Source organism: Pontibacter pamirensis (assembly GCF_010015475.1).
Taxonomy (GTDB): Bacteria; Bacteroidota; Bacteroidia; order Cytophagales; family Hymenobacteraceae; genus Pontibacter; species Pontibacter pamirensis.
In genome coordinates, this window is the sequence record NZ_SSNI01000013.1 from 1 (window position 1) to 23,186 (window position 23,186).

Annotated in this window: 19 protein-coding genes; 5 read left to right on the forward strand and 14 right to left on the reverse strand. The window is 49.2% G+C overall.

The annotated features are described in order from the left end of the window. The first annotated feature begins 318 nt into the window (after positions 1-318). Positions 319-1,686 carry a M28 family peptidase gene (locus E1919_RS12290; protein WP_162053703.1) on the forward strand — a complete coding sequence of 456 codons (1,368 nt, stop codon included), beginning with the start codon at positions 319-321 and terminating at the stop codon, positions 1,684-1,686. Positions 1,687-1,723: 37 nt separating this feature from the next. Here the strand turns inward: E1919_RS12290 and E1919_RS12295 are convergent, their stop codons facing one another. From E1919_RS12295 to E1919_RS12340, 10 genes are all read right to left on the reverse strand, one after another. Beyond that, positions 1,724-3,094: an HTTM domain-containing protein gene (locus E1919_RS12295; protein WP_162053704.1), complete on the reverse strand. Its 1,371-nt coding sequence runs from the start codon at positions 3,092-3,094 to the stop codon at positions 1,724-1,726. Between the two features lie 247 nt (positions 3,095-3,341). Continuing rightward, on the reverse strand, positions 3,342-4,154 hold the full coding sequence (locus E1919_RS12300; protein WP_162053705.1) for an enoyl-ACP reductase FabI: 813 nt from the start codon (positions 4,152-4,154) through the stop codon (positions 3,342-3,344). Between the two features lie 62 nt (positions 4,155-4,216). Further along, complete coding sequence (gene recN, locus E1919_RS12305) at positions 4,217-5,914, reverse strand: DNA repair protein RecN (protein ID WP_162053706.1); 1,698 nt, start codon at positions 5,912-5,914, stop codon at positions 4,217-4,219. A gap of 198 nt (positions 5,915-6,112) precedes the next feature. Further along, positions 6,113-6,343: a hypothetical protein gene (locus tag E1919_RS12310; protein WP_162053707.1), complete on the reverse strand. Its 231-nt coding sequence runs from the start codon at positions 6,341-6,343 to the stop codon at positions 6,113-6,115. 75 nt (positions 6,344-6,418) lie between these two features. Continuing rightward, entirely contained in the window at positions 6,419-7,324 is a 906-nt protein-coding gene (gene porD / locus E1919_RS12315) for a type IX secretion system protein PorD (RefSeq protein WP_162053708.1), read from the reverse strand. After that, a complete protein-coding gene (gene coaBC / locus E1919_RS28045; protein WP_162053709.1) occupies positions 7,317-7,979 on the reverse strand; it encodes a bifunctional phosphopantothenoylcysteine decarboxylase/phosphopantothenate--cysteine ligase CoaBC in 663 nt (220 codons plus the stop codon). The genes porD and coaBC overlap by 8 nt, the downstream gene beginning before the upstream one ends. Next, complete coding sequence (locus tag E1919_RS28050; RefSeq protein WP_162053710.1) at positions 7,960-8,520, reverse strand: flavoprotein; 561 nt, start codon at positions 8,518-8,520, stop codon at positions 7,960-7,962. Before E1919_RS28050 ends, coaBC begins: the two co-directional genes overlap by 20 nt. Positions 8,521-8,529: 9 nt before the next feature. Beyond that, positions 8,530-8,862, reverse strand: coding sequence for a DNA-directed RNA polymerase subunit omega (locus tag E1919_RS12330; RefSeq protein WP_162053711.1), 333 nt, complete (start codon positions 8,860-8,862; stop codon positions 8,530-8,532). A gap of 11 nt (positions 8,863-8,873) precedes the next feature. After that, complete coding sequence (locus tag E1919_RS12335) at positions 8,874-9,704, reverse strand: outer membrane protein assembly factor BamD (RefSeq protein WP_162053712.1); 831 nt, start codon at positions 9,702-9,704, stop codon at positions 8,874-8,876. A 76-nt stretch (positions 9,705-9,780) separates the two neighbouring features. Next, a complete protein-coding gene (locus E1919_RS12340) occupies positions 9,781-11,406 on the reverse strand; it encodes an OstA-like protein (RefSeq protein WP_162053713.1) in 1,626 nt (541 codons plus the stop codon). A gap of 133 nt (positions 11,407-11,539) precedes the next feature. Here E1919_RS12340 and tilS point away from each other — a divergent pair, with 133 nt between their 5' ends. Both tilS and mdh read left to right on the forward strand, forming a co-directional pair. Continuing rightward, on the forward strand, positions 11,540-12,871 hold the full coding sequence (gene tilS, locus E1919_RS12345) for a tRNA lysidine(34) synthetase TilS (RefSeq protein WP_162053714.1): 1,332 nt from the start codon (positions 11,540-11,542) through the stop codon (positions 12,869-12,871). Positions 12,872-13,130: 259 nt separating this feature from the next. Then, entirely contained in the window at positions 13,131-14,069 is a 939-nt protein-coding gene (gene mdh, locus E1919_RS12350; RefSeq protein ID WP_162053715.1) for a malate dehydrogenase, read from the forward strand. A gap of 96 nt (positions 14,070-14,165) precedes the next feature. On the opposite strand, the gene E1919_RS12355 is transcribed toward mdh, so the two are convergent. The 4 genes from E1919_RS12355 to mutL form a co-directional block, all read right to left on the reverse strand. Continuing rightward, positions 14,166-14,663, reverse strand: coding sequence for a barstar family protein (locus E1919_RS12355; RefSeq protein ID WP_162053716.1), 498 nt, complete (start codon positions 14,661-14,663; stop codon positions 14,166-14,168). A 36-nt stretch (positions 14,664-14,699) separates the two neighbouring features. After that, positions 14,700-15,623, reverse strand: coding sequence for a rhomboid family intramembrane serine protease (locus E1919_RS12360; RefSeq protein WP_162053717.1), 924 nt, complete (start codon positions 15,621-15,623; stop codon positions 14,700-14,702). A 5-nt stretch (positions 15,624-15,628) separates the two neighbouring features. Next, on the reverse strand, positions 15,629-16,411 hold the full coding sequence (locus E1919_RS12365; RefSeq protein ID WP_162053718.1) for a rhomboid family intramembrane serine protease: 783 nt from the start codon (positions 16,409-16,411) through the stop codon (positions 15,629-15,631). Between the two features lie 211 nt (positions 16,412-16,622). Continuing rightward, entirely contained in the window at positions 16,623-18,476 is a 1,854-nt protein-coding gene (mutL, locus tag E1919_RS12370) for a DNA mismatch repair endonuclease MutL (protein ID WP_162053719.1), read from the reverse strand. 424 nt (positions 18,477-18,900) lie between these two features. Between mutL and E1919_RS12375 the strand changes: the two genes are divergently transcribed. Next, complete coding sequence (locus tag E1919_RS12375; RefSeq protein ID WP_237144315.1) at positions 18,901-21,852, forward strand: glycoside hydrolase family 3 N-terminal domain-containing protein; 2,952 nt, start codon at positions 18,901-18,903, stop codon at positions 21,850-21,852. Positions 21,853-21,923: 71 nt separating this feature from the next. Then, positions 21,924-23,060, forward strand: a complete 1,137-nt coding sequence (gene bshA, locus E1919_RS12380) for an N-acetyl-alpha-D-glucosaminyl L-malate synthase BshA (RefSeq protein WP_162053720.1) — start codon at positions 21,924-21,926, stop codon at positions 23,058-23,060. Positions 23,061-23,186: the final 126 nt, after the last annotated feature.

Genomic DNA, 23,186 nt, shown 5'->3' on the forward strand with positions numbered 1-23,186 from the left:
CTGGCTCGGAAGGCTTTGTGCCTGTCAAGTGGCGATGGGTCAGCGAGAGGACCTTCGGCCTGTTCAACTTCTCTAGAAGGCTCGACAAAGACCATGAAAAGACCACTAAAAGCGCAGAAGCATGGGTACTATGGCAGAATTGTCAGCTCATTCTTAACCGGATTGACTAAAAATCAGAACGTTACAAATTTAAACATGCTCTAATACCTGTTTGCTGCTGCGGTAGCCGCCACAGCCTGTACCCAAACCCCATCAGGTTCTGCCACCAGCACTGTTGCGCCAGGTCAGCCAGCCCTTTCAGCTATCAGCACAGCAGAATTGCGCGAAGACCTTTTTACCTTAGCCAGCGATGACATGCGCGGGAAAAGAGCCGGAACAGTAGATGAACTCAGAGCAGCTGCCTGGGTAGCAGAGCAGGCACGCGCAGCCGGTTTAGAACCTGCTGGAGACGACGGCACCTATTTCCAGTTTTTCCCCATCAGCCGGACGCGCGTAGCGGATAACAGCACCATGGCTATCAGCGGGAAACCCGCTGCCCTGTGGCAGCAAGTGTGGCTTACATCACCCACAGAAGCACGCATTGAAGCACCTGTTGTATGGCTTAATGCCTTGGCAGATACTGCCCGGCAAAATTTGGAAGGAAAAGTAGTGGCCATGACGCTTCAGCCACCAACACGCATGCCTGCAGCGGGAATGAGCCTGTGGAACTACCGCTATGTTGCCTCGGCGCTACGCCAGCAAACAAACGCCCTGAAAAACCAAAAGGCTGCCGCCATACTGTTGGTGACGGACTCTACAGCGGAAGCGGACTTTGGTTTTATAGCCCATGTTTTTGAGGAGGGCACCTACCTGCTGGAAGGCGATGCCAACCGGCAAAATAATGCTGCGCCTGTCATGCTTGTGCATGCTGCTTTAGCGCCCGCACTTAAGAAGTCAGGCGCAAACCTGACAGCTAACATCAAAGTAGACAACTATACTTACCCGTCGATGAACGTGGTGGCCAAGGCTCCCGGTTCAGACCCTGAACTGCGGAAGGAGCATGTGCTATTCAGCGGCCATCACGACCACGATGGCATAGGGGCAACTGTAGACGGAGACTCTATTTATAACGGTGCCGACGACAATGCCTCTGTTACGGTGGCGCTCCTGGCCATTGGCAGAGCCTGGGTTCAAAACCCCGGGAAGCGCTCCGCCCTGTTTGTGTGGCATGGCGCAGAAGAACGTGGTTTGCTTGGCTCCCGTTATTATGTAGAGCACCCTACGGTGGAGAAAGAATCGATAGTGGCCGTGCTGAACGGAGACATGATTGGGCGAAATGCACCTGATTCTGCCGCCTTGCTGGGTGCCATACCACCACACCGCAACTCCACCGCTTTAGTAGAGATGGCCATGCAGGCGAATCAGCAGTTCACAAACTTCACCGTCGATACTTCCTGGGATGAGGCGAGCCATCCGGAGGGATGGTATTTCCGCAGCGATCACCTGCCTTATGCCCGCGCCGGCATTCCCGCTATCTTCTTCACAACGCTCCTCCACCCGGACTACCATACCCCACGGGATGAAGCAGAACGCATTGATCTGGAGAAACTAACGAAGATGACGCGCTGGATGTATGCCACCGGCTGGGCTGTTTCAGAAGCTCCGCAACGCCCAACCACAGACCCGGACGCGAAGTTGGAGCGGTAAGCTAGTTACAGCGAAAAGAGTACGATAGCACGTTGATTTACCTTTCCTCCGCCTCAGAAACAGCCTGTTTTGCCCAGGGCCAGCCATCGGCAACAGGTCGTGGCGTTACCCATTCTTTTGCGCCCCATGTATAAGGCACTGAAGCCAAATCAACATTAGGATCCACGATAGGGTGCAGCGGATAACCGTTGAGGCTGAGCCTGGAGATAGCGTATACCTCTGGGTTTTTCATTCCCTGCTTCTTATACTCTTCTTTTATAATCTGTGCAACCTGCCATATTATATCGGGGTGCTTCGGGAGCTCCTTTAGCTGCTCCTTTGCCAGGTATGTGGAAGGGCTTACAGTTTCTGTTCTTTGCGTGGCTGCATCACGCACGGTGTAGTACACGGCTCCACTTTTGGTGCGCAGCATCATCCGCCACGAGAAACGGTGCCCTTCTTCGGTCCAATTTACGTCGCCGGGAATGAAGAAGTGCCGCAGCGGGAACACCAACTGCCAGCTCAGGTAAACAATAAAGAACTGAATGCCCAGGCGCTGCTGCCATTCCGGCTGTTTCAGGGGCATTCGCTGCAAGGCTGCGGGAGAGACTTCTTTCCTGAAAAACCAACGGGCAATCTGCTCCGGGCTAAAGAAAAGCACATTGGCTGCAATCATGAAATACGGAAACACGCCTACATGAAATACTGCTGAGTTGAAGATATGGAATACAAAGGCCACCCAGAAAGCAGCCATGCGGGTGCGGGGCCACAGCAGGGCAAAGCCTATCAGAAAGTCAAAAATCACACCTCCCCAGGCAACAAGCCAAATCATGGCAGGCGTATTCAGGTAAGGGCCGATGATGTAAAAATGGGTTTTGTACGACATCCAGATGCTCACCGACTTAGCTGCCAGCCAGTCAGGCTGTATTTTAGCAACGCCAGCATAAAAGTAAACGAACAGCAACTGAATCCTGAAGAGCCACAGCGTCCACTGTGGTGCCACATCGGCTTCCAGTTCTGGCTGCCGCCGCACATCCAGCGATAATTTCCGGTGTGCAGGCAACAGCACCATCAGCCCGCTCATCAGAAAAATAAGGTAGTGGTGGTTCAGGTAGTGTGTCTTTTCGCTGAAGAAACTATAGCCAAACAGCAGAAAGAACAGAAAGGAGGTGACTTTGTAGCGCCAGCCTAACATTATTAGGAAGCCTAGCAGCGCCATCAGCAGGTAAACGTACACCATGCCATACCCTGGCAGTGGCTTTATCCACTCCAGGCCAATATAGCCAATATGGTAAGTAGGCTCCACATAATGCTCCTGCACCCAGTTGATCAGCACAGCGCCAATTCCTTCGCAGAACATCAATAACCCAAACAGGATCCTAAAATAAACAAGCGGATAAATGGATATCGGCTTGAGAAGCTGTTGCATGACTCCTAAATTGAAGTAATCAGACCTTCTACTTATAAAGGCTGCTCTTTTAGAAAGTAATATCACAAAAAAGCAGCGAAGAACCTTACTATTTGAAAATTACGAGACAAGAAAAAATCTGCAGCGGGCACATATACATCCGTCATCTCCAGGATTCTGAAAACAGAAAGGCCTCTGGTGCAGTTGCACCAAAGGCCTTTCTGTTTTATTAAAGGAGAATCATCTCAAAATCTTCAAATCTTCAGATTTACTTCTGAATCATGTTCACGATATCTTCCGAGATACCCATGTTGCTGAAGCCACCGTCGTGCATCAGGTTCTGCATGGTAACCATTTTCGTCAGGTCTGAGAACAGGGTGATGGTGTAGTCTGCGCAGGCTTCGGCAGAGGCGTTGCCAAGCGGCGACATTTTATCAGCATATTCGAAGAACGCATCGAAGCCGCCTACGCCTGTACCGGCAGTAGTTTTAGTTGGTGACTGCGAGATAGTGTTTACGCGCACATTTTTCTGCTTGCCTAAGCGGTAGCCGTAGTTGCGGGCAATGGACTCCAGCACCGCCTTCGCCTGCGACATATCGGTATAGTCAGGGAACACACGCTGCGCCGCAACATACGATAAAGCCACAATAGAAGCCCATTCGTTTAAAGCATCCTGCTTTTCTGCCACATGCATTACCTTGTGGAAAGACAAGCCAGAGATGTCCAGCGTTTTAAGAAACCAGTCGTAGTTCAGGTCTCCGTAGGTTTTGCCTTTGCGGATGTTCGGGCTCATGCCGATTGAGTGCAGCACGAAGTCCAGTTTGCCACCCAGAATTTCCTGTGATTTGGTGAACAGGTTCTCCAGGTCTTCTACAGAAGTAGCATCAGCCGGCACAATCTCGGCGTTGCACTCTTCAGCCAGTTTCTTTATTTCTCCCATGCGCATGGCAAGCGGCGCGTTCGTCAGCACGAACTCGGCACCTTCTTCATGGGCACGCTTTGCTACCTTCCAAGCAATAGACTTCTCGTCCAGGGCTCCGAAAATAATTCCTTTCTTTCCTTTTAGCAGATTATAGGACATGTCTTTTTTATGTTGTTGTTTGTTTATGACGGCATTTAAGGCAGCAATATAAGCATATCTCTCTAGAGTGAAAGCAACTCTTTCGCACTTTGATAGGCATTGGCGCTTGGGTTGGCCCCTGCAATCATGTGTGCGATTTCATTCACGCGCTCCTCCTCATCCAGTTTCCGCACGCGGCTGATGGTTCGCTCTTCAGTGTCTTCTTTATACACAAAGTAATGAGAGTTGCCCTGAGCCGCAATCTGAGGTAGGTGCGAAATAGCAATAATCTGGTGCTTCTGCGCCATCTGCTGCATCATCTTGCCCACTTTCACAGCCACCTCACCGGATATACCGGTGTCAATTTCGTCGAAAACTATCGTTGGCAATGCCGTTTTATCTGCGAGCATATACTTAATACTGAGCATCAGGCGCGAGAATTCACCACCAGAGGCAGCCTTAATTAGCGTCTGCGGCTGTGCCCCTTTGTTGGCGCTGAACAGGATGCTAATATCATCGGTACCTGTGGCTGTTGGCGCAACTTCGTTGTGCTGAATAACGATGCGAGCGTTTGGCATACCAAGGTCAGCAACGAGAGTATACAGTTCCTGCTCAAAAGTATCGAAAGACGCCCTGCGGCGCTCCGACAGGATAGCTGCTTTTTCGTGCACCTCCTTCTCTGCCTGCTTCATAGCCTTTTCGGTGCTGGCGATGGCATTGTCCAGGTTTAGAACGCTGCCCACTTTATCCTCCAACTCACGCTGTATTCCCAGCAGTTCAACTATGGTAAGCACCTGGTGCTTGCGCTGTAGGGTATAAATCAAGTTCAGGCGCTCCTGTACCTCCTCTGTCCGCTCCGGGTCGGCTTCGGTGTTACGCTCAGCGTCCTCCAGTTCCCCGGCGATGTCGTTCAGTTCTATCATGCAGCTTTCGGTGCGGGTACGCAGCTCCTCATACTTAGAAGAGAATTGCGCCAGTTGCCCGATAAGGTAGGCTGTGTCTTTGAGAGACGAGGTGATATTAAACTCCGACTCCGTGAGGCTCTGCACTGCCTGTGTCAGCTTCAGCTTGATGTCTTCGGCATTCTCCAACTGCTTCAACTCTTCCTCCAGCTCCTCCTGCTCTTTTTCCTGCAGGTTCGCCTCTGCCAGCTCGTTCAGCAGGAAAGCGTGGTAATCATGCTCCTTCTGGGCCTGCGCCAGCTGGTCGGTCAGCTTTTTGTAGTCGCTCTCCAGCTTTTTAAACTGGCGGTAGCGCTCGTTGTACTTGCGCAGGTACGACAGGTTGCCTGCATATATATCAAACGTAGTGTTGCCCATGGCTGCCGTGTTACCGGCATATATATCCAGAATGTTCAGCTGATAGCTGGTGTCGCCGAGCTGCAGCGTGTCGTGCTGCGAGTGGACGTCCATCAGGTTCTCACCTATCTTCCTGATTACGTCCAGCGTTACGGGCGTGTCGTTCACAAAAGCACGGCTCTTCCCACTCGGGCTAATCTCGCGGCGCAGAATGCACTGGTTGTCAAAATCCAGGTCCTCTTTTGTGAAAAGCTCCTGCAGGTTGTAGCTCGATATATCGAACACTCCCTCTATCACGCACTTTTCATCCTGCTTAAAGAGCAGTTTTGTATCGGCGCGGTTACCCAGCAGCAGTCCAATGGCCCCTAGCATAATGGATTTACCCGCACCGGTTTCACCCGTGATGATATTAAGCACCGGCGAAGGACGCATCTCCAGCTTCTCAATCAGGGCGTAATTTTTTATTTTAAGATCTATCAGCATAAAGAGTGAAGACAAAAGACTTGCAGACAAAAGATATAAGACTTTTTGCCTATGCTAAAGTTCGGAAATTCTGTTGAAATGTAAGATAATAAAAGCGACACAAGTATTATGACACACGAAAAACGACTTCTGATTTTAAAGCCTGGCATACTGCATCTTCCCAAAGCATCCTGTTACCAGAGAACCGGCTAAAATTCACTAATACGCCGCCACCACATCATATATAATTTCTTCGATGTCGCTCAAAGATATTTCGTGCAGGCCAAAACGGTGGTCTTTCAGGTGTAGCTCCTCTTCTGTAAGCTTTATGATGTAGCCGTTTATAACTACTTTACTGCGTAGCACCACCTGCACTGATTGCCGCACCAGCAGCTCCTGAATACGGTGCTTTATGTCATTCCTGAAAATGCGTTCCTGCCGCTTGCCCATAAGGGATATAGGTATAAACCCGACTTTGCTGCCGGGTGCGTGAAGATACGCTGTTTTAGCGGAATTCTAAAAATTTTAGTTTTTTAGCAAAATCTCGTATTTCGCGTTGTTGGTGGGGTCTACCTGCGATAAGACAGTGAAAGCCTGCTGCTTCTGGGCAGGGGCAGCCGTTTTGAACATGTTTACCAGTTCATCAGACTTCGCATCGAAGAAAGCACGCAGCACGGCAGCGTTTGGCTTTTGCTGCTGCAGGCGCTGCAGGTCTGCTAAGAAACCCAACATCGTTGTCCGTGCCTTTTCAGGGTCCTGCGCCATAATGTCCAGCCCTTGCCGGTGCATGTTGTACATGCCCTCGCGGTAAGGCAGGAACTGCGGGTCCTGCAGGTTATCGATCAGCCAATAGCGGTTACGGTTGCCGTCGAAGGCTTTCCAGCCTATATATCTTGCCCCTTGTGAGGCAGCAATGTTCAGTACGTTTCTTGCCCTGTCGAAGGCAGGTGCGCCACCCAAACGACCGAAGCTGTCGTTATCCATCCCCACTATCATATAGGCATAGAAAGCCAGCATGGAGGAAAGGTTGGAGGTATAGTTGTTTTCAGAGAAGTCAAGTGGTTGGGCGGTGTTGAACTGAAAAGTCCAGTCTTTGTCGATGAACGAGAAAAGAACCGTCTCGTAGCCGGTGCCATAGGTTGGCCGCAACGACACCACCTGCACGTTCGCCTGGAAAGTTCCTATCTCCGGCATGGCCGTCAGGTTAATCAGCACCCGGCACTTAATGCGCTCATCCGGCTGGTAAGGTTGATCTGTCCAGCGGCGGTTGTTCATAAACTCAAAAATGCTGGTCTGCATATCCGAGAAGAGCTGCCGGTCGGTGTACTGTACCTGCTCGCTGTTTACCACTACATCACACTGCAGTTCCTGCGCCCTGGCAGTCCAGGCCGTACAAAACAACAGCAGCAGTACAAATACTTTCTTAACCATGTAGCCTGTCCCAGATAAGGTTTACGATATCCTGTGCCACCTCGCTCTTCGGCTTCAGCTTAAAGGCGGTGGTGGCTTCCTGTTCAATAACAGTAATTTTGTTTGTATCGTGCCTGAAACCTGCCCCCGCATCATTCAGGGAGTTCAGCACAATCATATCCAGATTCTTCTTATGCAGCTTTTCACGGGCGTTTGTATTCTCGTTATGGGTTTCGAGGGCAAAGCCCACTGAAAACTGCCCCAGCTTTTTACGCTGTCCCAGCGCCGCTGCTATATCAACGTTCTTAACCAGCTCAATCGTCAGCTCGTTCCCTGATTTCTTGATTTTTTTTTCTGCGGTTACTTTTGGCTTGTAATCAGCCACGGCAGCGGCAAATATAAGAATATCAGCGGCATCAGCATGTTGCTGTACGGCGGCATACATTTCGTCGGCCGTTGTTACGTTTGTAACAGTAATGTTGATGTGGTGGGCATGGAGGTTGGTGGGGCCTGCTACCAGTTGCACGATAGCGCCGTGCTGTGCAAAACGTTCCGCCAGGGCGTAGCCCATTTTACCTGTAGAGTGGTTTCCGATAAAACGAACCGGATCTATAGGCTCCTGGGTAGGACCGGCCGTTAAGAGTACTGTTTTGCCTTTAAACGATTTTTGATTCACCTCCAAAGAAGTTCTGAAGTACTTGTACAATTTCTTCCGGCTCGGCCATACGCCCCTGCCCTACCAGGCCACTTGCCAACTCGCCGTAACCTGCCTCTATGATGCGGTTGCCATACCCCTGCAGCTTTACAAAATTAGCCTGCACCGCCGGGTGCCGGTACATATCCAAATCCATGGCGGGGGCAACAAACACGGGGCAGCGTGCCGAGAGATAAGTGGCAGACAGGAGATTATCACAGAAGCCGTTGGCAAATTTTGCCACAGTGTTGGCACTAGCCGGGGCTACCACCAGGGCATCGGCCCAGAGCCCGAGGTCCACGTGGTTGTTCCAGGTGCCTGTGTCGTCTTTCACAAACTGGCTGAGCACCGGTCTTTTGGAAAGCGTGGCCAGTGTGAGAGGGGTTAAAAACTCAGAAGCAGAAGCAGTCAGGATGACTTGTACTTCTGCTTCTGCTTTTATGAGTAGACGGGTAAGTAGCGCTGCTTTGTAGGCCGCGATACTTCCGCAAACTCCCAATATGATTTTTTTGCCCTGCAGCATCCGCCTGTATTACAGGTTGATGTCCTCCTGTGTTTCCTCTTCACTCGGGTTTCTTACGTAAACCTTCTTCTCCAGGAACTCCTCTACTGCCAGGTTTGTAGGCTTAGGAAGGCGCTCATAGTACTTAGAGATTTCGATCTGCTCGCGGTTCTCGAACACTTCCTCCAGGTTATCTACAGTTGTGGCAAATTCAGCCAGCTTAGAGTTCAACTCCTCTTTCAGCTTCACAGAAATCTGGTTTGCTCTTTTAGAAATTACTGCCACAGACATGTACACGTTGCCGGTTTGCGCTGCAAAGTCGGCCATGTTGCGGGTAACGATAGATGATGAAACTGATGCCATATGTATATTCTTTATAAATTCGCTTGATTGTTCGTATTCTTTCTGATTTTTTCGAGCTCGTCTCTTGCCTGATCGTAGACTTGCTCTGCATTACGCTTAAACCTGCTGTCAGGATACTGATCCACAAAACTCTGAAAATAGTCTACTGCCTCGTCGAAGCGCTCTTCCTGCTTGCTTGCCACACTTTCCATCGCATAGCGATACTGTGACTCAAGCTTTAGAAAAGCTGCCTCCTCGCTGTAAGGAGAAGAAGCATGCTCCCGCTGAAAATTATTGAAAGCCACCACAGCGGAGCGCCAGTAACGCAACTGGTAATATAAACGCGCCTGGTTAAACTCCTTCCTGTCAAGCTTTAAGTAGAGTTGTTCAATTCTACTGTTAGCCTCCGGCACGTTCTCGCTATTAGGAAAGCGCGTAACAAACTCCTCAAAAGCCGTGATAGCGGTGATGGTCGGTGTCTGGTCTTCCTGGTAACTTGGCGACTGCTGATACAGCGACTGCGCCTGCATATACATTGCCTCCTCTGCTAAGGGGCTTCGCGGATACGTTGTATAGAAATTACGGAAATACGCATCGCTCAGGATGTAGTTGCCCTGCTGATAATGCGATTGCGCCTGATAAAACAGGGCTTTCTCTGACTCCCCCGTACCAGCTAACAGCGGTGTTACCTGGTCTAACAACTGAGAGGCACGGTAATACTCCTCCTTCTCGTAATACTCGAGGGCTGCCTGGTATTTCTTTGTGACATCGTTACTCTTCAGAAGTTTCTGAAAATTGCTGCAGCCACTGGCCAGCAATAACAGGCAAAAAAGTGCGACGGTATTTAAAAAGCCTTTATTCATGAACAGGCAAAATTATGCAATATCAGTATGATTTACAAAAATGAATTTAAGATAGGCCGGATGAACGAGTAAACATTCATTTTTTCTTCTTAGCCGCTTTCTTTTTCCCGGTTGCCTGTGCTGTAGGAGCTTGCTGTTTCGGTGTTTCCGAGGGCTTTACCACAACAGCACGCTTTCCTGTTACCTCCTGCTTCGTAGGTCGCAACTCTGCCATCCAGGTAAAGCCCGCTAAGGCTTTGTCTTCTTCCTTCAGTTCATGCGGCGGCACAAAGTTGGCATCTGGCTGCACCAGGAACGAAATTGTCTTCAGTTTATTTTCAGCAAACTTTAACACCATGTCGCTGCAGATGGCTTTGTTCATCCCCGTCATCAAGGTGTCTCCCTGCAAGGCATAGTACAGGCTTTCCCCATTCCCGTTTACATTCACCCGCTTTATCTTGCCATCCTGGAAATAGGCCGTCATGTCGCGGCCTTTTACCTGGTTGTAGTTCTTCAGCGAGTCTTCTGAGGAAATGAAGGCATTGCTGTACATATACATCCTGTCGATGGTCTTGTTGCGCAGCTCCATGTGGATAGTATCTGAAACCATTTGACTGTTGTCACTCCAGAGCACAGGCGCTATATTCAGGTGCATCAAAGAGTCCGTGCGGTTATAACTCAGCGAGTCGGCCTTTCCCTGCAGGTCAGACTTGAAAATTTTCACGTTTGGGTAGGCATAAATCATACTGGCTGCCTTCGCATCCTTCGCTTCGCGGGAGTAAAGTGTATCCGCTGACAGATAGAGTGTATCCTGGTCCAGGAAAGTTTCCATCACCGGGTTGCCGTATACCTTGGCTTCTCCTTTCCCGCGCCAGTAGCGGCCCACCTGGCCGTATATCGTCACATCGTCCTTCAGCGACCGTAAGGTCACATTTTGCTCTGCGTATCCATACCCCGTGTTCTGGTCGTAGAACAACTTGTCTCCGCCCAATCGGTACTCAGGCGTGAGGATGTAGGCATTGCGCCCGAAATTAGAAATCTTGGTGAGTGTGTTGTAATTGCCCTCTTCGGCATATAGATCCCCCTGCTGCCCTTTGATGACAGTTGGCCCCTGAAAGTACACCACTTTGGTAAGCGTGTTATACTTCATGTTTTCAGAGGTGATGTTGTAGTCTTTGGTGGTCACCTTCACGTTCTGCTGGAAGGTATATAGTTTATTGTTCAGGTCGTAGGAGCCTCTGCGGCTTTCCAGTCGGTTTTCCGGGTCCACAATAACACCGCCCTCGGTATACACAGCGGTTTTAGTATTCAGGTCATAGTCCAGGCTCGGCGTGGTCAGAGTCATGCGCGGATCGCGCATGACTACGTTGCCGGTCATTTTAGCGGTTCGGTTTGTGCCATTATATATCATATGGTTACCTGTCAGGGTAACTGTGTCAGCCTGGTTGATGCGGACATTGCCAAAGGCCTCCAGCATATTGGTGTCGTCACGGTACTGGTACACAGAGTCGGCATACAGCAGAGCATCGTTTTGTTTAAACTTCACATTGCCGATAAGCTTTACGATTTCGCGGCCATTAAAAGTACCGCCTATCAGGTCCTCAGCTCCTTGTAACTGTACTTTCTCTGCCTGCCCTTGTGGTGGCTGTGGCCGCTGCTGCCCTAAAACCGTTAAGGTCATCAGGGTAAAGACAAGGGAAAACAGTAGTTTTGTGCTATTCATTTAGTTTTATACAAAAGACAAAAAGACGCAAGGCAAAGGACGGTGGAAAGAAAAAACCTTCCATCCTTTATCATATCATCTTTCTTCATCCTATTCATTTCAAAATTAGAAAAAATTTACCAGTCGCTGCTTTATGCTACAGAAAGTTTCAGGTTTCATACAATTCCATCAGCTCTGCCAGCCTGAGAGCAGAATATTAGCTGCCGTTAGCGGTGGTATCGACTCCATCGTGCTCTGCGAAGTGCTTCACCAGCTGAAGTATACCTTTGCTATTGCCCACTGCAACTTCGGGCTGCGTGCCGAGGATGCCGAGGCTGATCAGCTATTTGTCAAAAAGCTGGCCAAAAAGTACGATGTCCCCTTTTTCACAGAGAATTTTAACACCCGCGCCTTTGCCCAGCAGGAGAAACTATCCACGCAGATGGCAGCCCGCACCCTTCGCTATCAGTGGTTCGAAACCATTAGGCAGGAAAAGGCTTATGACTACATTGCGATAGCCCACCATAGCAACGATACAACCGAAACCATATTGCTGCACCTGACCAAGGGCACCGGTATTGCAGGGCTGCATGGCATTCCCGCAAAGAACGGTTACATCATCCGTCCACTGCTGCAGGTCACCAAAGACGACATCTATGAGTTTGTAACCACCAACAAACTTATTTGGCGCGAAGACAGCTCGAATGAAACCACCAAGTACCAGCGCAACAAAATCAGACATGATGTAATTCCGGTACTGAAGGAAATAAACCCGAGCCTAGAGGAAACCATGCAGCACACGGCTGAGCGGGTAAGCCATGCCGAGGCCATTGTGGCTCTTTATATAGATCAGCTGCGCCAGCAATGTACAAAAGAAGCAGAAGAAGCTATATATATCGCGCTGCCCCCCCTGCAGCAGGCAACAGGCCTGCCAGTGGTGCTGCACGAACTGCTGCGCCCCTACAACTTCAGCTATAGCGTGGTGCTGGAACTGGTAGCGGCACTGGAGGGCATCTCAGGCAAACAGTTCGACTCCCCCACCCACACCCTCGTAAAAGATCGCGACCAGTTGGTGATTACCCCGAAGAACATCAGCAGCTTTGGGAGTATAATGATAGCGGAGGGAGAAACGACTGTAGAAGCAGGCAACATGAGCTTCAGCTTTCGGTATGCAGATGCCGCCAGTTATAAACTGAACACCAAGCCGCACGTAGCAGCCCTGGATGCAGACCAGCTGAAATTCCCATTAAAGTTGCGTGCGTGGCAGGAAGGCGACTGGTTTGTACCCTTGGGCATGAACGGGAAAAAGAAAATCAGCGATTTACTGATAGATAAGAAAGTGCCGGCTAACCTTAAGCCACAAACACTGGTATTAGTATCTGAGCAATCCATTGCCTGGGTAGTGGGGCTGCGTCCCGATAATCGCTTTAAAGTAACTGATAAAACACAGAAGGTAGTGGAAATCACGATGCAGCGTAAGCCGTAGCTTTTTCACGAATCACGTAGCACGTATTAAGTAGCACGACTTCTAAGTTAAGCTTTAGGCAATATAATAGAAGGGCTGATACAGTTGCTCCTTCAGCACTTAATGCGCTTCAAGATTTTGTCGTGATACGTGCTTCGTGGTACTTAACACGAAAAGTGATACCTGATACGAAAAAGCAGATTGCCGCTTGTTAATACTTGGATTTTCTTAGATTTACAGAAGTTAACCGAATCTCAAACCAAAATAAAACATATCTGAAATGAAAGTAACTGTAGTTGGAGCAGGTAACGTTGGGGCAACATGCGCCGATGTGCTGGCTTACCGCGAAATCGCAAATGAAGTAGTTTTAGTGGATATCAAAGAAGGTTTTGCTGAGGGCAAAGCGCTTGATATCTGGCAAAAATCACCTATCAACTTATATGATACCCGCACCGTTGGCGTAACAAACGATTATTCCCGCACTGCTGACTCTGATGTAGTCGTGATTACGTCCGGCTTGCCAAGAAAGCCGGGCATGAGCCGCGATGACCTTATTTCGACCAACGCGGGCATCGTGAAGTCAGTAACGGAGAATGTTGTAAAGCACTCACCAAACGCTATTATCATTGTAGTGTCTAACCCACTGGACGTGATGACGTACCAGGCGCACCTTACGTCTAAACTGCCACGCACCAAAGTAATGGGTATGGCTGGCATTCTGGACACTGGCCGCTACCGCGCTTTCCTTGCTGAAGCGCTGAATGTGTCTCCAAAAGATATACAGGCAGTGCTGATGGGTGGCCATGGCGACACCATGGTTCCGCTTCCGCGTTACACTACCGTGGGCGGTATACCGGTAACAGAACTGATAGAAGAAGACAAATTGAACGCCATTATTGAGCGCACTAAAACAGGTGGCGGCGAACTGGTGAAACTGATGGGCACCTCTGCCTGGTATGCCCCGGGCGCAGCAGCTGCCCAAATGGTAGAAGCCATTGTGCGTGACCAGCGCCGTGTGTTCCCGGTTTGTGTGAAACTGGAAGGCGAGTACGGCATTGATGGCGTGTACCTCGGCGTACCGGTTATACTTGGCAAGAACGGTATCGAGAAAGTGATTGAGCTGCAACTGAACGATGAGGAGAAGCAACTGCTGGAGGAATCTCGCGGACACGTGAAAGAAGTGATGGACGCGCTGGATAAGATGTCTGCTAACGCTTAGGCGTTTCCAACTTTAAACTAAAACAGCAGCGGCGCTATCTGAAGAGAGCGCCGCTGCTGTTTTATGTTGTACAGGTATATGGTTCAATGGCTAGCCTTATAAAGGTATATCCAGCCACTCGTGCGGGTTCCAGGTAACAGGCCTTGCTCCTACTGGTTCATAGATTATCTGCGAGTCATCTACCTGCAACAGGGTCAGTAGCCGCTCCCCGAGCAGCAGGTGCCATTGCGAGGCTTTGGATAAAATATCGAGTAAAATCTGAGCCGTTTCGTTTTCCAGCGTGTCGAAGTGGTGCAGCACCAGCACCATGCCTTTGCCGGTGATATCTATTTCCTTCAGGCTATCTTTTAAAGAACTAAAGCTGCTTGCGTAAGTATCTTTAAACCTTAGCTTCTGCTTCAGCTCGTCGTGCATTTTCTGCTCTTCCTCCCACCTGGAGCAATCAAGTTCATGTACTCTGTAGCGCTCTTTCCGGAACCAGCTGATGTCTATGAGCAGGAACTCCGGGCGGGAGTAAAGGCAAACGTAGCCATTCTGCAGGATAGACCAATCCAGCCGCTGCCATTCTTCTGGTGTGTTTTGGAAAACAGGCATAGAGTAGGTCTTACATCTTCAGGATAACGTTTGGCTTTAATCTTTCTGACTTGCCTGAAAGAGCTTCTGCTTCTCATCTTTCGAAAGGCTTTCGTAGCCGGAACTTGATATTTTATCCAGGATACGGTCAATCTCGTTCTGGCTGGGCTTGCCTGCCTGGCCAAAAGTGGACTTGCTCCCGTTAGTGGGATTAGTGGGAGTAGAAGAGGCCGTTGTTGAACGGCGGTGTGTTACCTTCAGGTTTGGCCTGCGTTTAAACAAGCCAGAGAAGAAGTCAATAACAGCATGTATCGGCCGGCCCATGTCATTGCCTCGCTGCAGTTGCTTGATAAACGCCCAACCTAGAACGGCTCCTCCTATGTGGGCAATGTTACCACCGGCATTATCGCCAACGGCACCGGAGATAGACAATAGCACCAGGAAGGCAGCAATATACTTTATCTTGATAGGGCCAATCAGGATCAGGTTAAAGGCATAGTTAGGCAACAAGACTGCAGCTCCTACCACAACGGCCAGCACACTGGCAGAGGCTCCAATCATCATAGAATAAGCGGCACGGTCAGCAAAATAAGGTATAAAGTTGTAGCAGAGCAGGTACAGCACTCCTCCCGCTAAACCACCCAGCACGTACAGGCTGAGCAGCTTTTTCTCGCCCAGGTACTCGCGCACTATCTGCCCGAACCAGTATAGGTTCAGCATGTTAAAGATGATGTGCAGAAAGCCCTCATGTGTAAAGAAATAGGTAATCAGCGTCCAGGGACGGGTAATGAAGGTGAGAGGATAAGAATTAAGCGCCAGGTAGCGCATTATCAGGTCGTATATCCCTGACCCGCCTGTTAAAACCAGGATCGTACGCAACACAATCAGCACCACAAATACAATGACATTGATGATGATGAGTTGCTTCAATGTGTTGCTGGACTGACGGAAATTGTACTTTATATCTTCAAGGATGCTCATTGTTTTTAAAAATTATCCTGATAATCGTTTCGCTGCCACATCTTCACAAGTATATACGCGAAGAGCATACCTCCAAGGTGCGCAAAGTGTGCTACGTTGTCTCCAGGCATCCGGTTGAAGCCCGAGTATAACTCGTAGGCACCATAAAACAGCACAAAGTACTTCGCTTTTATAGGTATAGGCAGAAACAGCAGCATCAGTTCCAGGTTGGGGAACAGCAGGCCAAAGGCCATCAATATCCCGAAAACAGCGCCTGAGGCCCCCAGCATCGGGCTGTTATACATCCGGCTGAACACATAACGCACGGCTTCCTTGCTTTCTTCTATATAAGAAGGGTTATCGGGATTGCGTCGGTATTCTACGGCAAACCCCTGCTCATAACCACCAGAAAAATGATCCTCCATATAATTATAAAAGCGTGTGGGGTCAGGGTTAGCAATATAGCTCACTGTTTCCTCCTCCAACTGGTTTAGCTCGTAACCACGCACGCCCGAGTATAAAAGGCTGGCGCCTAAACCTGTGATTAGGTAAAAGGCCAGAAACCGCTGTGGCCCCCAGAAACGCTCCAGCATAGGCCCGAATATAAACAAGCTGAACATGTTGCTGAAAAGATGCCCCCAGCCGCCATGCATAAACATATGCGAAAACAACTGAATGGGCCGGAAATAATCAGAGCCAAAGTAATGCAACGCGAAAGTTTCGATACTGATTACGCCACTAAGTTGCAATAAGTACACAACCACATTAATGATCAGGAGATTCCTGACCATTGGGGTAATATTAAACATGCGAATTTTCTTTTAGAAATATAAATCCCGCCTCAGTGACAACTTAAAGCTGGTACCTGTTCAAAATATTGCTTTGGAGATTCTGAAGCAGGTTTGGCCTTTATTTTTGATGCTGCAAATGTATGCTTTCAAAACAAAATTTAAACCTGCTCTTAACCCGGTTAGGGTTTCCAAAACAACAATTTAACAATCAACAATGATGCAATCTAATTCAGCCTTTCATAAAAAGATCGTGCAGCTGGCCAAGCTGCATGATAACCAGCGTTTTCTGCCCACCCGGGGCATAATTTGGCACCTGGCAGGCAAAAAGTTTATCTACGAGAGAATTCATCTCAAGGTCCGACATACGTGATAGAGACCTTGATGCAAGACGCCGGGCCATAGACCGGGCCAGGTTCTCACGCTTATCAAGCTTTAAGGAGGTCAAGTTGTTTTTATACTGCTCAATTAATTCTTCCAGCAGCTCTTTTTCGTTTACAGCATGCACATCGGCTGGTATACCATTAAGAATGATAGTGTTACCACCAAAATCCTCGAACAGGAAGCCCATGTCTTTGAACTCTCCCGCCAATTCATGCATCAGGTTGGCATCCGCCGGAGAAAGCTGCACCGTCTGCGGAAACAGCAGCGCCTGCGAGGCGCCTGTTTTCTTTTGCAGCGAGACCATGTACTTCTCATACAAGATACGCTCCTGCGCCGCCTGCTGGTCGATGATCATCACCCCGGACTTTACCTGCACCAGTAAATACTTCTGGTGTATCTGTATGGCTTTGTTTGAAGAAGCGGCCGGTATGTCCGTTGCAGCGAAGGCATCATCCAGCAAGCCCATTCCGGAGGAGGCCGAAGTAGTACCTTCCTCCTCCAGCGGCTGCTCCCGCATAGGTTCATAAAGTTGCTCCCAGCCTTTAGAAGTAGCTCTCCTGAAAGAAGCAGGTGGCGTGAAATCGGGGAAAGCTGTGCTCCCGCCGCTTCTGGGTCTATTATCCGGGTCAAATTCATTAAAGCCACCCTGCACACGTATCGGTTGCAACGGGGCAAAGTTCACATCGCCTTCAAAATCCAGCGATGGGGCAATATTATAAGCACCCAAGGCTTTTTTCACAGCAGCATGCACAATGGCATACACTGTTTTCTCGTCCTCAAACTTTATTTCGGTTTTGGTTGGATGTACGTTGATATCAATTTTCTCCGGATCCAGCTCGATAAACAGCACATAGAAAGGGTGGTTCTCTTTCGGCACCAGGCCCTCGAAAGCCGTCATAACGGCGTGGTTCAGGTAGCCGCTCTTCACAAAGCGGTTGTTTACAAAGAAGAACTGCTCTCCCCGTGTTTTCTTCGCGTGCTCTGGCTTGCCGATATATCCCTTCACCGTCAGAAAGGTGGTATCTTCCTCACAGTAGGCCATCTGCTCTTTATAGTTGCTGCCAAATATGCTCACAATACGCTGGCTTAGCTTACCGGCAGGCAGGTTGAACACCTCTGTATCGTTATGGTGCAGCGTGAAAGTTACTTCAGGATAGGCCAACGACACCCGCTGAAACTCGTCCAGGATATGGCGCATCTCTACTGCATTGGTCTTCAAGAAATTGCGCCTGGCTGGCACATTATAAAACAGGTTCTTTACTGCAATGGAGGTTCCTCCGGGCACTGCGGCGGGCTCCTGCAACACTACCACTGAACCCTCGACCAAGAGCTTTGTTCCGGCTTCGGCGCCTTGTGGCTTTGTTTTAAGCTCTACCTGTGCCACCGCCCCGATAGAGGCCATGGCCTCGCCCCGGAAACCCATTGTCCGGATGCGGAAAAGGTCCTCGGTAGTGGCAATTTTAGAAGTGGCGTGGCGCTCAAAGCACATACGAGCGTCTGTCTCTGACATACCGATGCCGTTGTCCACCACCTGTACTAACTGCTTGCCTGCCTCCTTCACTATTACCTGAACACTGGTCGCTTTGGCATCCACGGCATTCTCCAGCAGTTCCTTCACCACCGAGGCAGGGCGTTGCACCACTTCACCGGCAGCAATCTGGTTGGCAAGGAAATCAGGCAGTAAATGTATGATGTCGGGCATCCGGTTCTCTAACTCCTTATTTATATATATTATTTTCTAGCTTTATTAGTTAATTCAGGCTTTTACGGCAGAATTATTGCTCTTACTAAATATGTAAAAACAGAACTTATTCGGAATCAAATTTATTATTAAATTAGAGACCGAATTAAAAAAAGGCAGGAACATCAGCTAACGATTTGCTTTCATTTTCGTCTATATATATAGCAAATGTGCATGTGTCGATGCTGGGGATCGTGGCGTTAGCTTATAAAGCTACTCTTTGAAGCCGCGTTCGCTTACAGGCAGGCAATAGGTTCTCTGCCTTTTATCAGACTAGTGAAAGAAATGTGTATCACCTCTGAAAATTAGTCTGTTTTTCCGAGCCGCCTTTTGCAAAATTAGGCTTAATTTTGACTTGTTCCAATTATAAATAAAGTAGCACAGGATGTTGAAGAGTTTTAGTTTAGGGTTGTTGATACTCGTTTTTCTCGCAGTGGGGCCACTGATGTCGTTAAAGCCGTCAGAGGAAGTGGTCGTCAATGAAGAAGAGAAAAACTGGGTTGACAGCGTCATGACGACACTCTCTCCTGAGCAGCGCATCGGCCAGCTGTTTATGGTGGCTGCCTATTCTAATAAAAACGAAAAGCATTTCCGTGGCATAGATACCCTTGTGAGCCGCTATGGCGTTGGGGGCATCATGTTCATGCAGGGCGGCCCTATGCGCCAGGCTATTCTTACAAACCGTTACCAGCGCCAGGCGAAGGTACCTATGCTCATTGCCATGGATGCGGAGTGGGGCCTGAACATGCGCTTAGACAGCAGCATGCACTTTGCCCGCCAGATGACCCTGGGCGCCATTACTGATGAAAAGTATGTTTACCTGATGGGCCGCGAAATTGCCCTGAAGATGAAGCGCCTGGGCGTGAACGTGAGCTTCTCACCGGTGCTGGACGTGAACGTGAATGCCACGAACCCGGTTATCGGAAGCCGTTCCTTCGGAGAATCCACAGAAGAGGTTACCCGCCACGGCATTGCTTACATCAAGGGCCTGCAGGACCACGGTGTAATGGCGGTAGCCAAGCACTTCCCCGGCCACGGCGACACTGACACCGACTCCCACCTCTCCCTGCCCGTTGTGCCGCACGATATAAAGCGCCTGACAGAGGTAGAACTTCATCCCTTCAAAAAATCCTTTGAAGCTGGCGTAATGGGCGTGATGGTGGCGCACCTGTATATGCCAAGCATTGACTCCACCCTCAACCTCCCCACTACGCTGTCCCGACCACTGGTAACAGGCCTTTTAAAGGAGAAGATGAAATACAAGGGCTTAGTGTTTACCGATGCCCTGAACATGAAAGCGGTGAGCCGCTACTATAAGCCGGGTGTGGTAGATTTAAAGGCGCTGATGGCTGGAAATGATGTCCTGCTCTTCCCGGAGGATGTACCAACCGCCATTACAAAGATAAAGGAAGCCATTGCCACTAAACAACTGACGCAGGACGAAGTAGACCAGCATGTAAGGAAAATTCTGCATGCTAAGTACTGGGCGGGGCTTAACAACTACAAGCCAGTTGCACTGGATAACCTTCAGGAAGACATAGACCGGCCACTTAGCACCGTTGTGCAGGAGCAGCTTTATGAGCATTCTGTAACAGTAGTAGAGAACAAAAGCAATTTGCTTCCTTTCCGCAACCTCGACACCTTAAGTATTGCCTCCGTAGCTATCGGTGCTCCTGCAAACAACATGTTCCAGGAAACACTGGGAAATTACGCACCACTGAATAAATTTACTATACCTGATCGCTTTGCACCTGACTCCGCTTTCACGAAGGTTATTCCGCAGTTGAAAGACAATGACCTGGTGGTGGTGAGTATTCATAACATGAACTTCACACCTGCCAAAAACTTTGGTATAGGTGTTGGCACCCGAGCCTTTATTAAGTACCTGCAGGAGCGCACCAACAAGAAGGTCGTGGTAGTGGTAATGGGCAATGCCTATAGCCTCAAGTTCTTTGAAGGTAGCAACTGGCTCGTGTGTGGGTATGAAGATAACCCTGTTGCGCAGATGCTGGTGCCACAGGCACTATTTGGTGCACGTGCAGCCAAAGGCAAACTTCCTGTAACTGCCTCAGCTGCTTATAAGTCAGGCACTGGCGTTGCAACACAAGCGATAGGCCGCCTGAAGTATGGCACCCCGGAAAGCGTGGGCATGGACTCAAAAGTATTACAGCAGATTGACAATATTGCCACAGAGGCGATAACCTATGCCGCCACTCCGGGCGCACAGGTGCTGGTGGTAAAAGACGGAACCGTAATCTTTGACAAATCCTACGGCCACTATACCTACGAAAAGCAAAAGCCTGTCACGAAGCATACTGTATATGATGTTGCCTCTATTACAAAAGTAGCGGCTACCTTACAGGCTATTATGTTCCTGAAAGACCAGGGCAAAATCAACATTGATGCAAAAGTATCTACTTACCTTCCAGAGTTGAAAGGAACAAATAAGGAAAGTATTGTGCTGCGCGACGTACTGACGCACCAGGCGGGTTTACTGGCTGGTTTGCCTAACTGGCAAAAGACATCAGCCTCTTTGGAAACCAAGAATATGTTTTATGCCAGCAACCGCTCAGATTCTTACCCGAACGAAGTGATTCCAGGTTTTTACTCTATCAAAACAATGGAAGACTCACTCTGGACCTGGACGGTGAAATCCAGGATGCTGCCAGCTAAAAAAGGCGGAAGGGGCCATGAGTACAAGTATAGCGACCTTGACTTCTACGTGCTGAAGCGTGTGGCAGAGAGAATGCTGAACCAGCCGCTGGATGAGTTCATGGATCAGAACTTTTATGCCCCTCTTGGCTTGAGTACTATGACGTATAAGCCACTGCTTAAGCACTCCCGCGATGTAATTGCCCCGACGGAAGATGACAAGTATTTCCGCCACAACCTGATTTGGGGTAGCGTGCACGACCAGAGTGCAGCTATGCTGGGCGGCGTGGCCGGGCATGCCGGGTTGTTCTCCAACGCCAACGACCTGGCCGTTCTCATGCAGATGAACCTGAACAACGGCAACTATGGCGGGCACAAGTATTTTAACTCTAACGTGGTCACAGAATTTTCACAGCGGAACTCAAAAGATAGCCGCCGTGGCGTTGGCTGGGATAAACCAGAACCGGAAGGCCACGGCCCTACCTCAGACCTGGCTCCTATGAGTACGTTTGGTCATACAGGCTTTACAGGAACAGGTGCCTGGGTAGACCCGGAGAACAAGCTCATCTACATCTTCCTCTCTAACAGAGTATTCCCGGATGGCGGCAATAACAGACTGCTGAAGTATAACATCCGGACCAGGATACACGATGTGGTTTATAAAGCGATGATTCCTAAAACATAAAAGATAATTGGTAGTTTAGCAGGTGCAGTCACGTTAGTTGGCTGCACTTTTGTTTTTTATATATTCAGAAAATGAGAATCGGCATAGTTTGTTACCCTACATTTGGCGGTAGCGGCGTGGTGGCCACAGAGCTTGGCAAGGCGCTAGCTCTGAAGGGCCACAAAGTGCACTTTATTACATACAGCCAGCCTGCACGCCTCGACCTTTTCAGCGAGAACCTTTTTTACCACGAAGTATTTATACCTACTTACCCGCTCTTCCAGTACCCACCCTACGAACTGGCACTGGCCAGTAAAATGGTGGATATCGCACGCTTTGAGAAGCTGGACCTGCTGCACGTGCATTACGCTATTCCGCATGCTTCAGCGGCCTTTATGGCGAAGCAGATCCTCAAGACAAAGGGCATCAGTATTCCGGTTATCACCACCCTGCATGGCACAGATATTACACTGGTGGGCAAGGATGCTTCGTTTGAGCCGGTGGTTACCTTCAGTATCAATCAATCGGATGGAGTAACAGCGGTTTCTGATAGCCTGCGCTCCGAAACTTACGACTACTTCGACATTGAGCAGGATATTGAAGTGATTCCTAACTTTATCAATCTTGAGAAGTTTAAGCGCCAGAAGAGAGAGCACTTCCGTATGGCTATTGCCCCGAGTGAAGAGAAGCTGTTGGTTCATACTTCCAACTTCCGGGCGGTGAAGCGCGTGGAGGATGTTATTCGGATTTTTGCGAAAGTGCGCCAGCAAATCCCAAGCAAATTACTTTTGGTGGGCGACGGGCCGGACCGACCCAAGATGGAGAAGCTTTGCCGGGAGCTGCAGATTTGCCAGGATGTGCGCTTTTTAGGGAAACTGGATGCCGTGGAAGAAGTACTCTCTATAGCAGATTTGTTCCTGATGCCTTCTGAAAAGGAAAGCTTTGGCCTGGCCGCACTGGAGGCAATGGCCTGTGAGGTGCCCGTAGTATCCACTAATGCAGGCGGTATACCAGAACTGAATGTTGATGGCGAAACAGGATTCACAAGCCCGGTTGGCGCTATAGACGAAATGGTGGAGAAGGCCTTATATGTACTGGATGATGAAAACCTCCCTCGCTTTAAAGCAAACGCTTTGCGGCGTGCTAAAGATTTTGATGTTGATAAAATTGTGCCGCTCTATGAGGATTTTTATCAAAAAATCATCAATACACAACTGGCATTACTATAAATTCAATCATCTGATAAAAAACTTAAATTCAAAAAGAACTGGCATCTTATAAGTTGCCAGTTCTTTTTTTTATATTTATGCCCTCTTACCCTTGTTGTTATACCTGCGCTTTTAGGTATAGCCTAT

Coding starts and splice junctions, on each gene's coding strand:
- E1919_RS12295 (WP_162053704.1), bottom strand. CDS start 3,094: ATGCAACAGCTTCTCAAGCCGATATCCATTTATCCGCTTGTTTATTTT.
- E1919_RS12300 (WP_162053705.1), bottom strand. CDS start 4,154: ATGTCCTATAATCTGCTAAAAGGAAAGAAAGGAATTATTTTCGGAGCC.
- recN (WP_162053706.1), bottom strand. CDS start 5,914: ATGCTGATAGATCTTAAAATAAAAAATTACGCCCTGATTGAGAAGCTG.
- E1919_RS12310 (WP_162053707.1), bottom strand. CDS start 6,343: ATGGGCAAGCGGCAGGAACGCATTTTCAGGAATGACATAAAGCACCGT.
- porD (WP_162053708.1), bottom strand. CDS start 7,324: ATGGTTAAGAAAGTATTTGTACTGCTGCTGTTGTTTTGTACGGCCTGG.
- E1919_RS28050 (WP_162053710.1), bottom strand. CDS start 8,520: ATGCTGCAGGGCAAAAAAATCATATTGGGAGTTTGCGGAAGTATCGCG.
- E1919_RS12330 (WP_162053711.1), bottom strand. CDS start 8,862: ATGGCATCAGTTTCATCATCTATCGTTACCCGCAACATGGCCGACTTT.
- E1919_RS12335 (WP_162053712.1), bottom strand. CDS start 9,704: ATGAATAAAGGCTTTTTAAATACCGTCGCACTTTTTTGCCTGTTATTG.
- E1919_RS12340 (WP_162053713.1), bottom strand. CDS start 11,406: ATGAATAGCACAAAACTACTGTTTTCCCTTGTCTTTACCCTGATGACC.
- tilS (WP_162053714.1), top strand. CDS start 11,540: ATGCTACAGAAAGTTTCAGGTTTCATACAATTCCATCAGCTCTGCCAG.
- mdh (WP_162053715.1), top strand. CDS start 13,131: ATGAAAGTAACTGTAGTTGGAGCAGGTAACGTTGGGGCAACATGCGCC.
- E1919_RS12355 (WP_162053716.1), bottom strand. CDS start 14,663: ATGCCTGTTTTCCAAAACACACCAGAAGAATGGCAGCGGCTGGATTGG.
- E1919_RS12360 (WP_162053717.1), bottom strand. CDS start 15,623: ATGAGCATCCTTGAAGATATAAAGTACAATTTCCGTCAGTCCAGCAAC.
- E1919_RS12365 (WP_162053718.1), bottom strand. CDS start 16,411: ATGTTTAATATTACCCCAATGGTCAGGAATCTCCTGATCATTAATGTG.
- mutL (WP_162053719.1), bottom strand. CDS start 18,476: ATGCCCGACATCATACATTTACTGCCTGATTTCCTTGCCAACCAGATT.
- E1919_RS12375 (WP_237144315.1), top strand. CDS start 18,901: ATGTTGAAGAGTTTTAGTTTAGGGTTGTTGATACTCGTTTTTCTCGCA.
- bshA (WP_162053720.1), top strand. CDS start 21,924: ATGAGAATCGGCATAGTTTGTTACCCTACATTTGGCGGTAGCGGCGTG.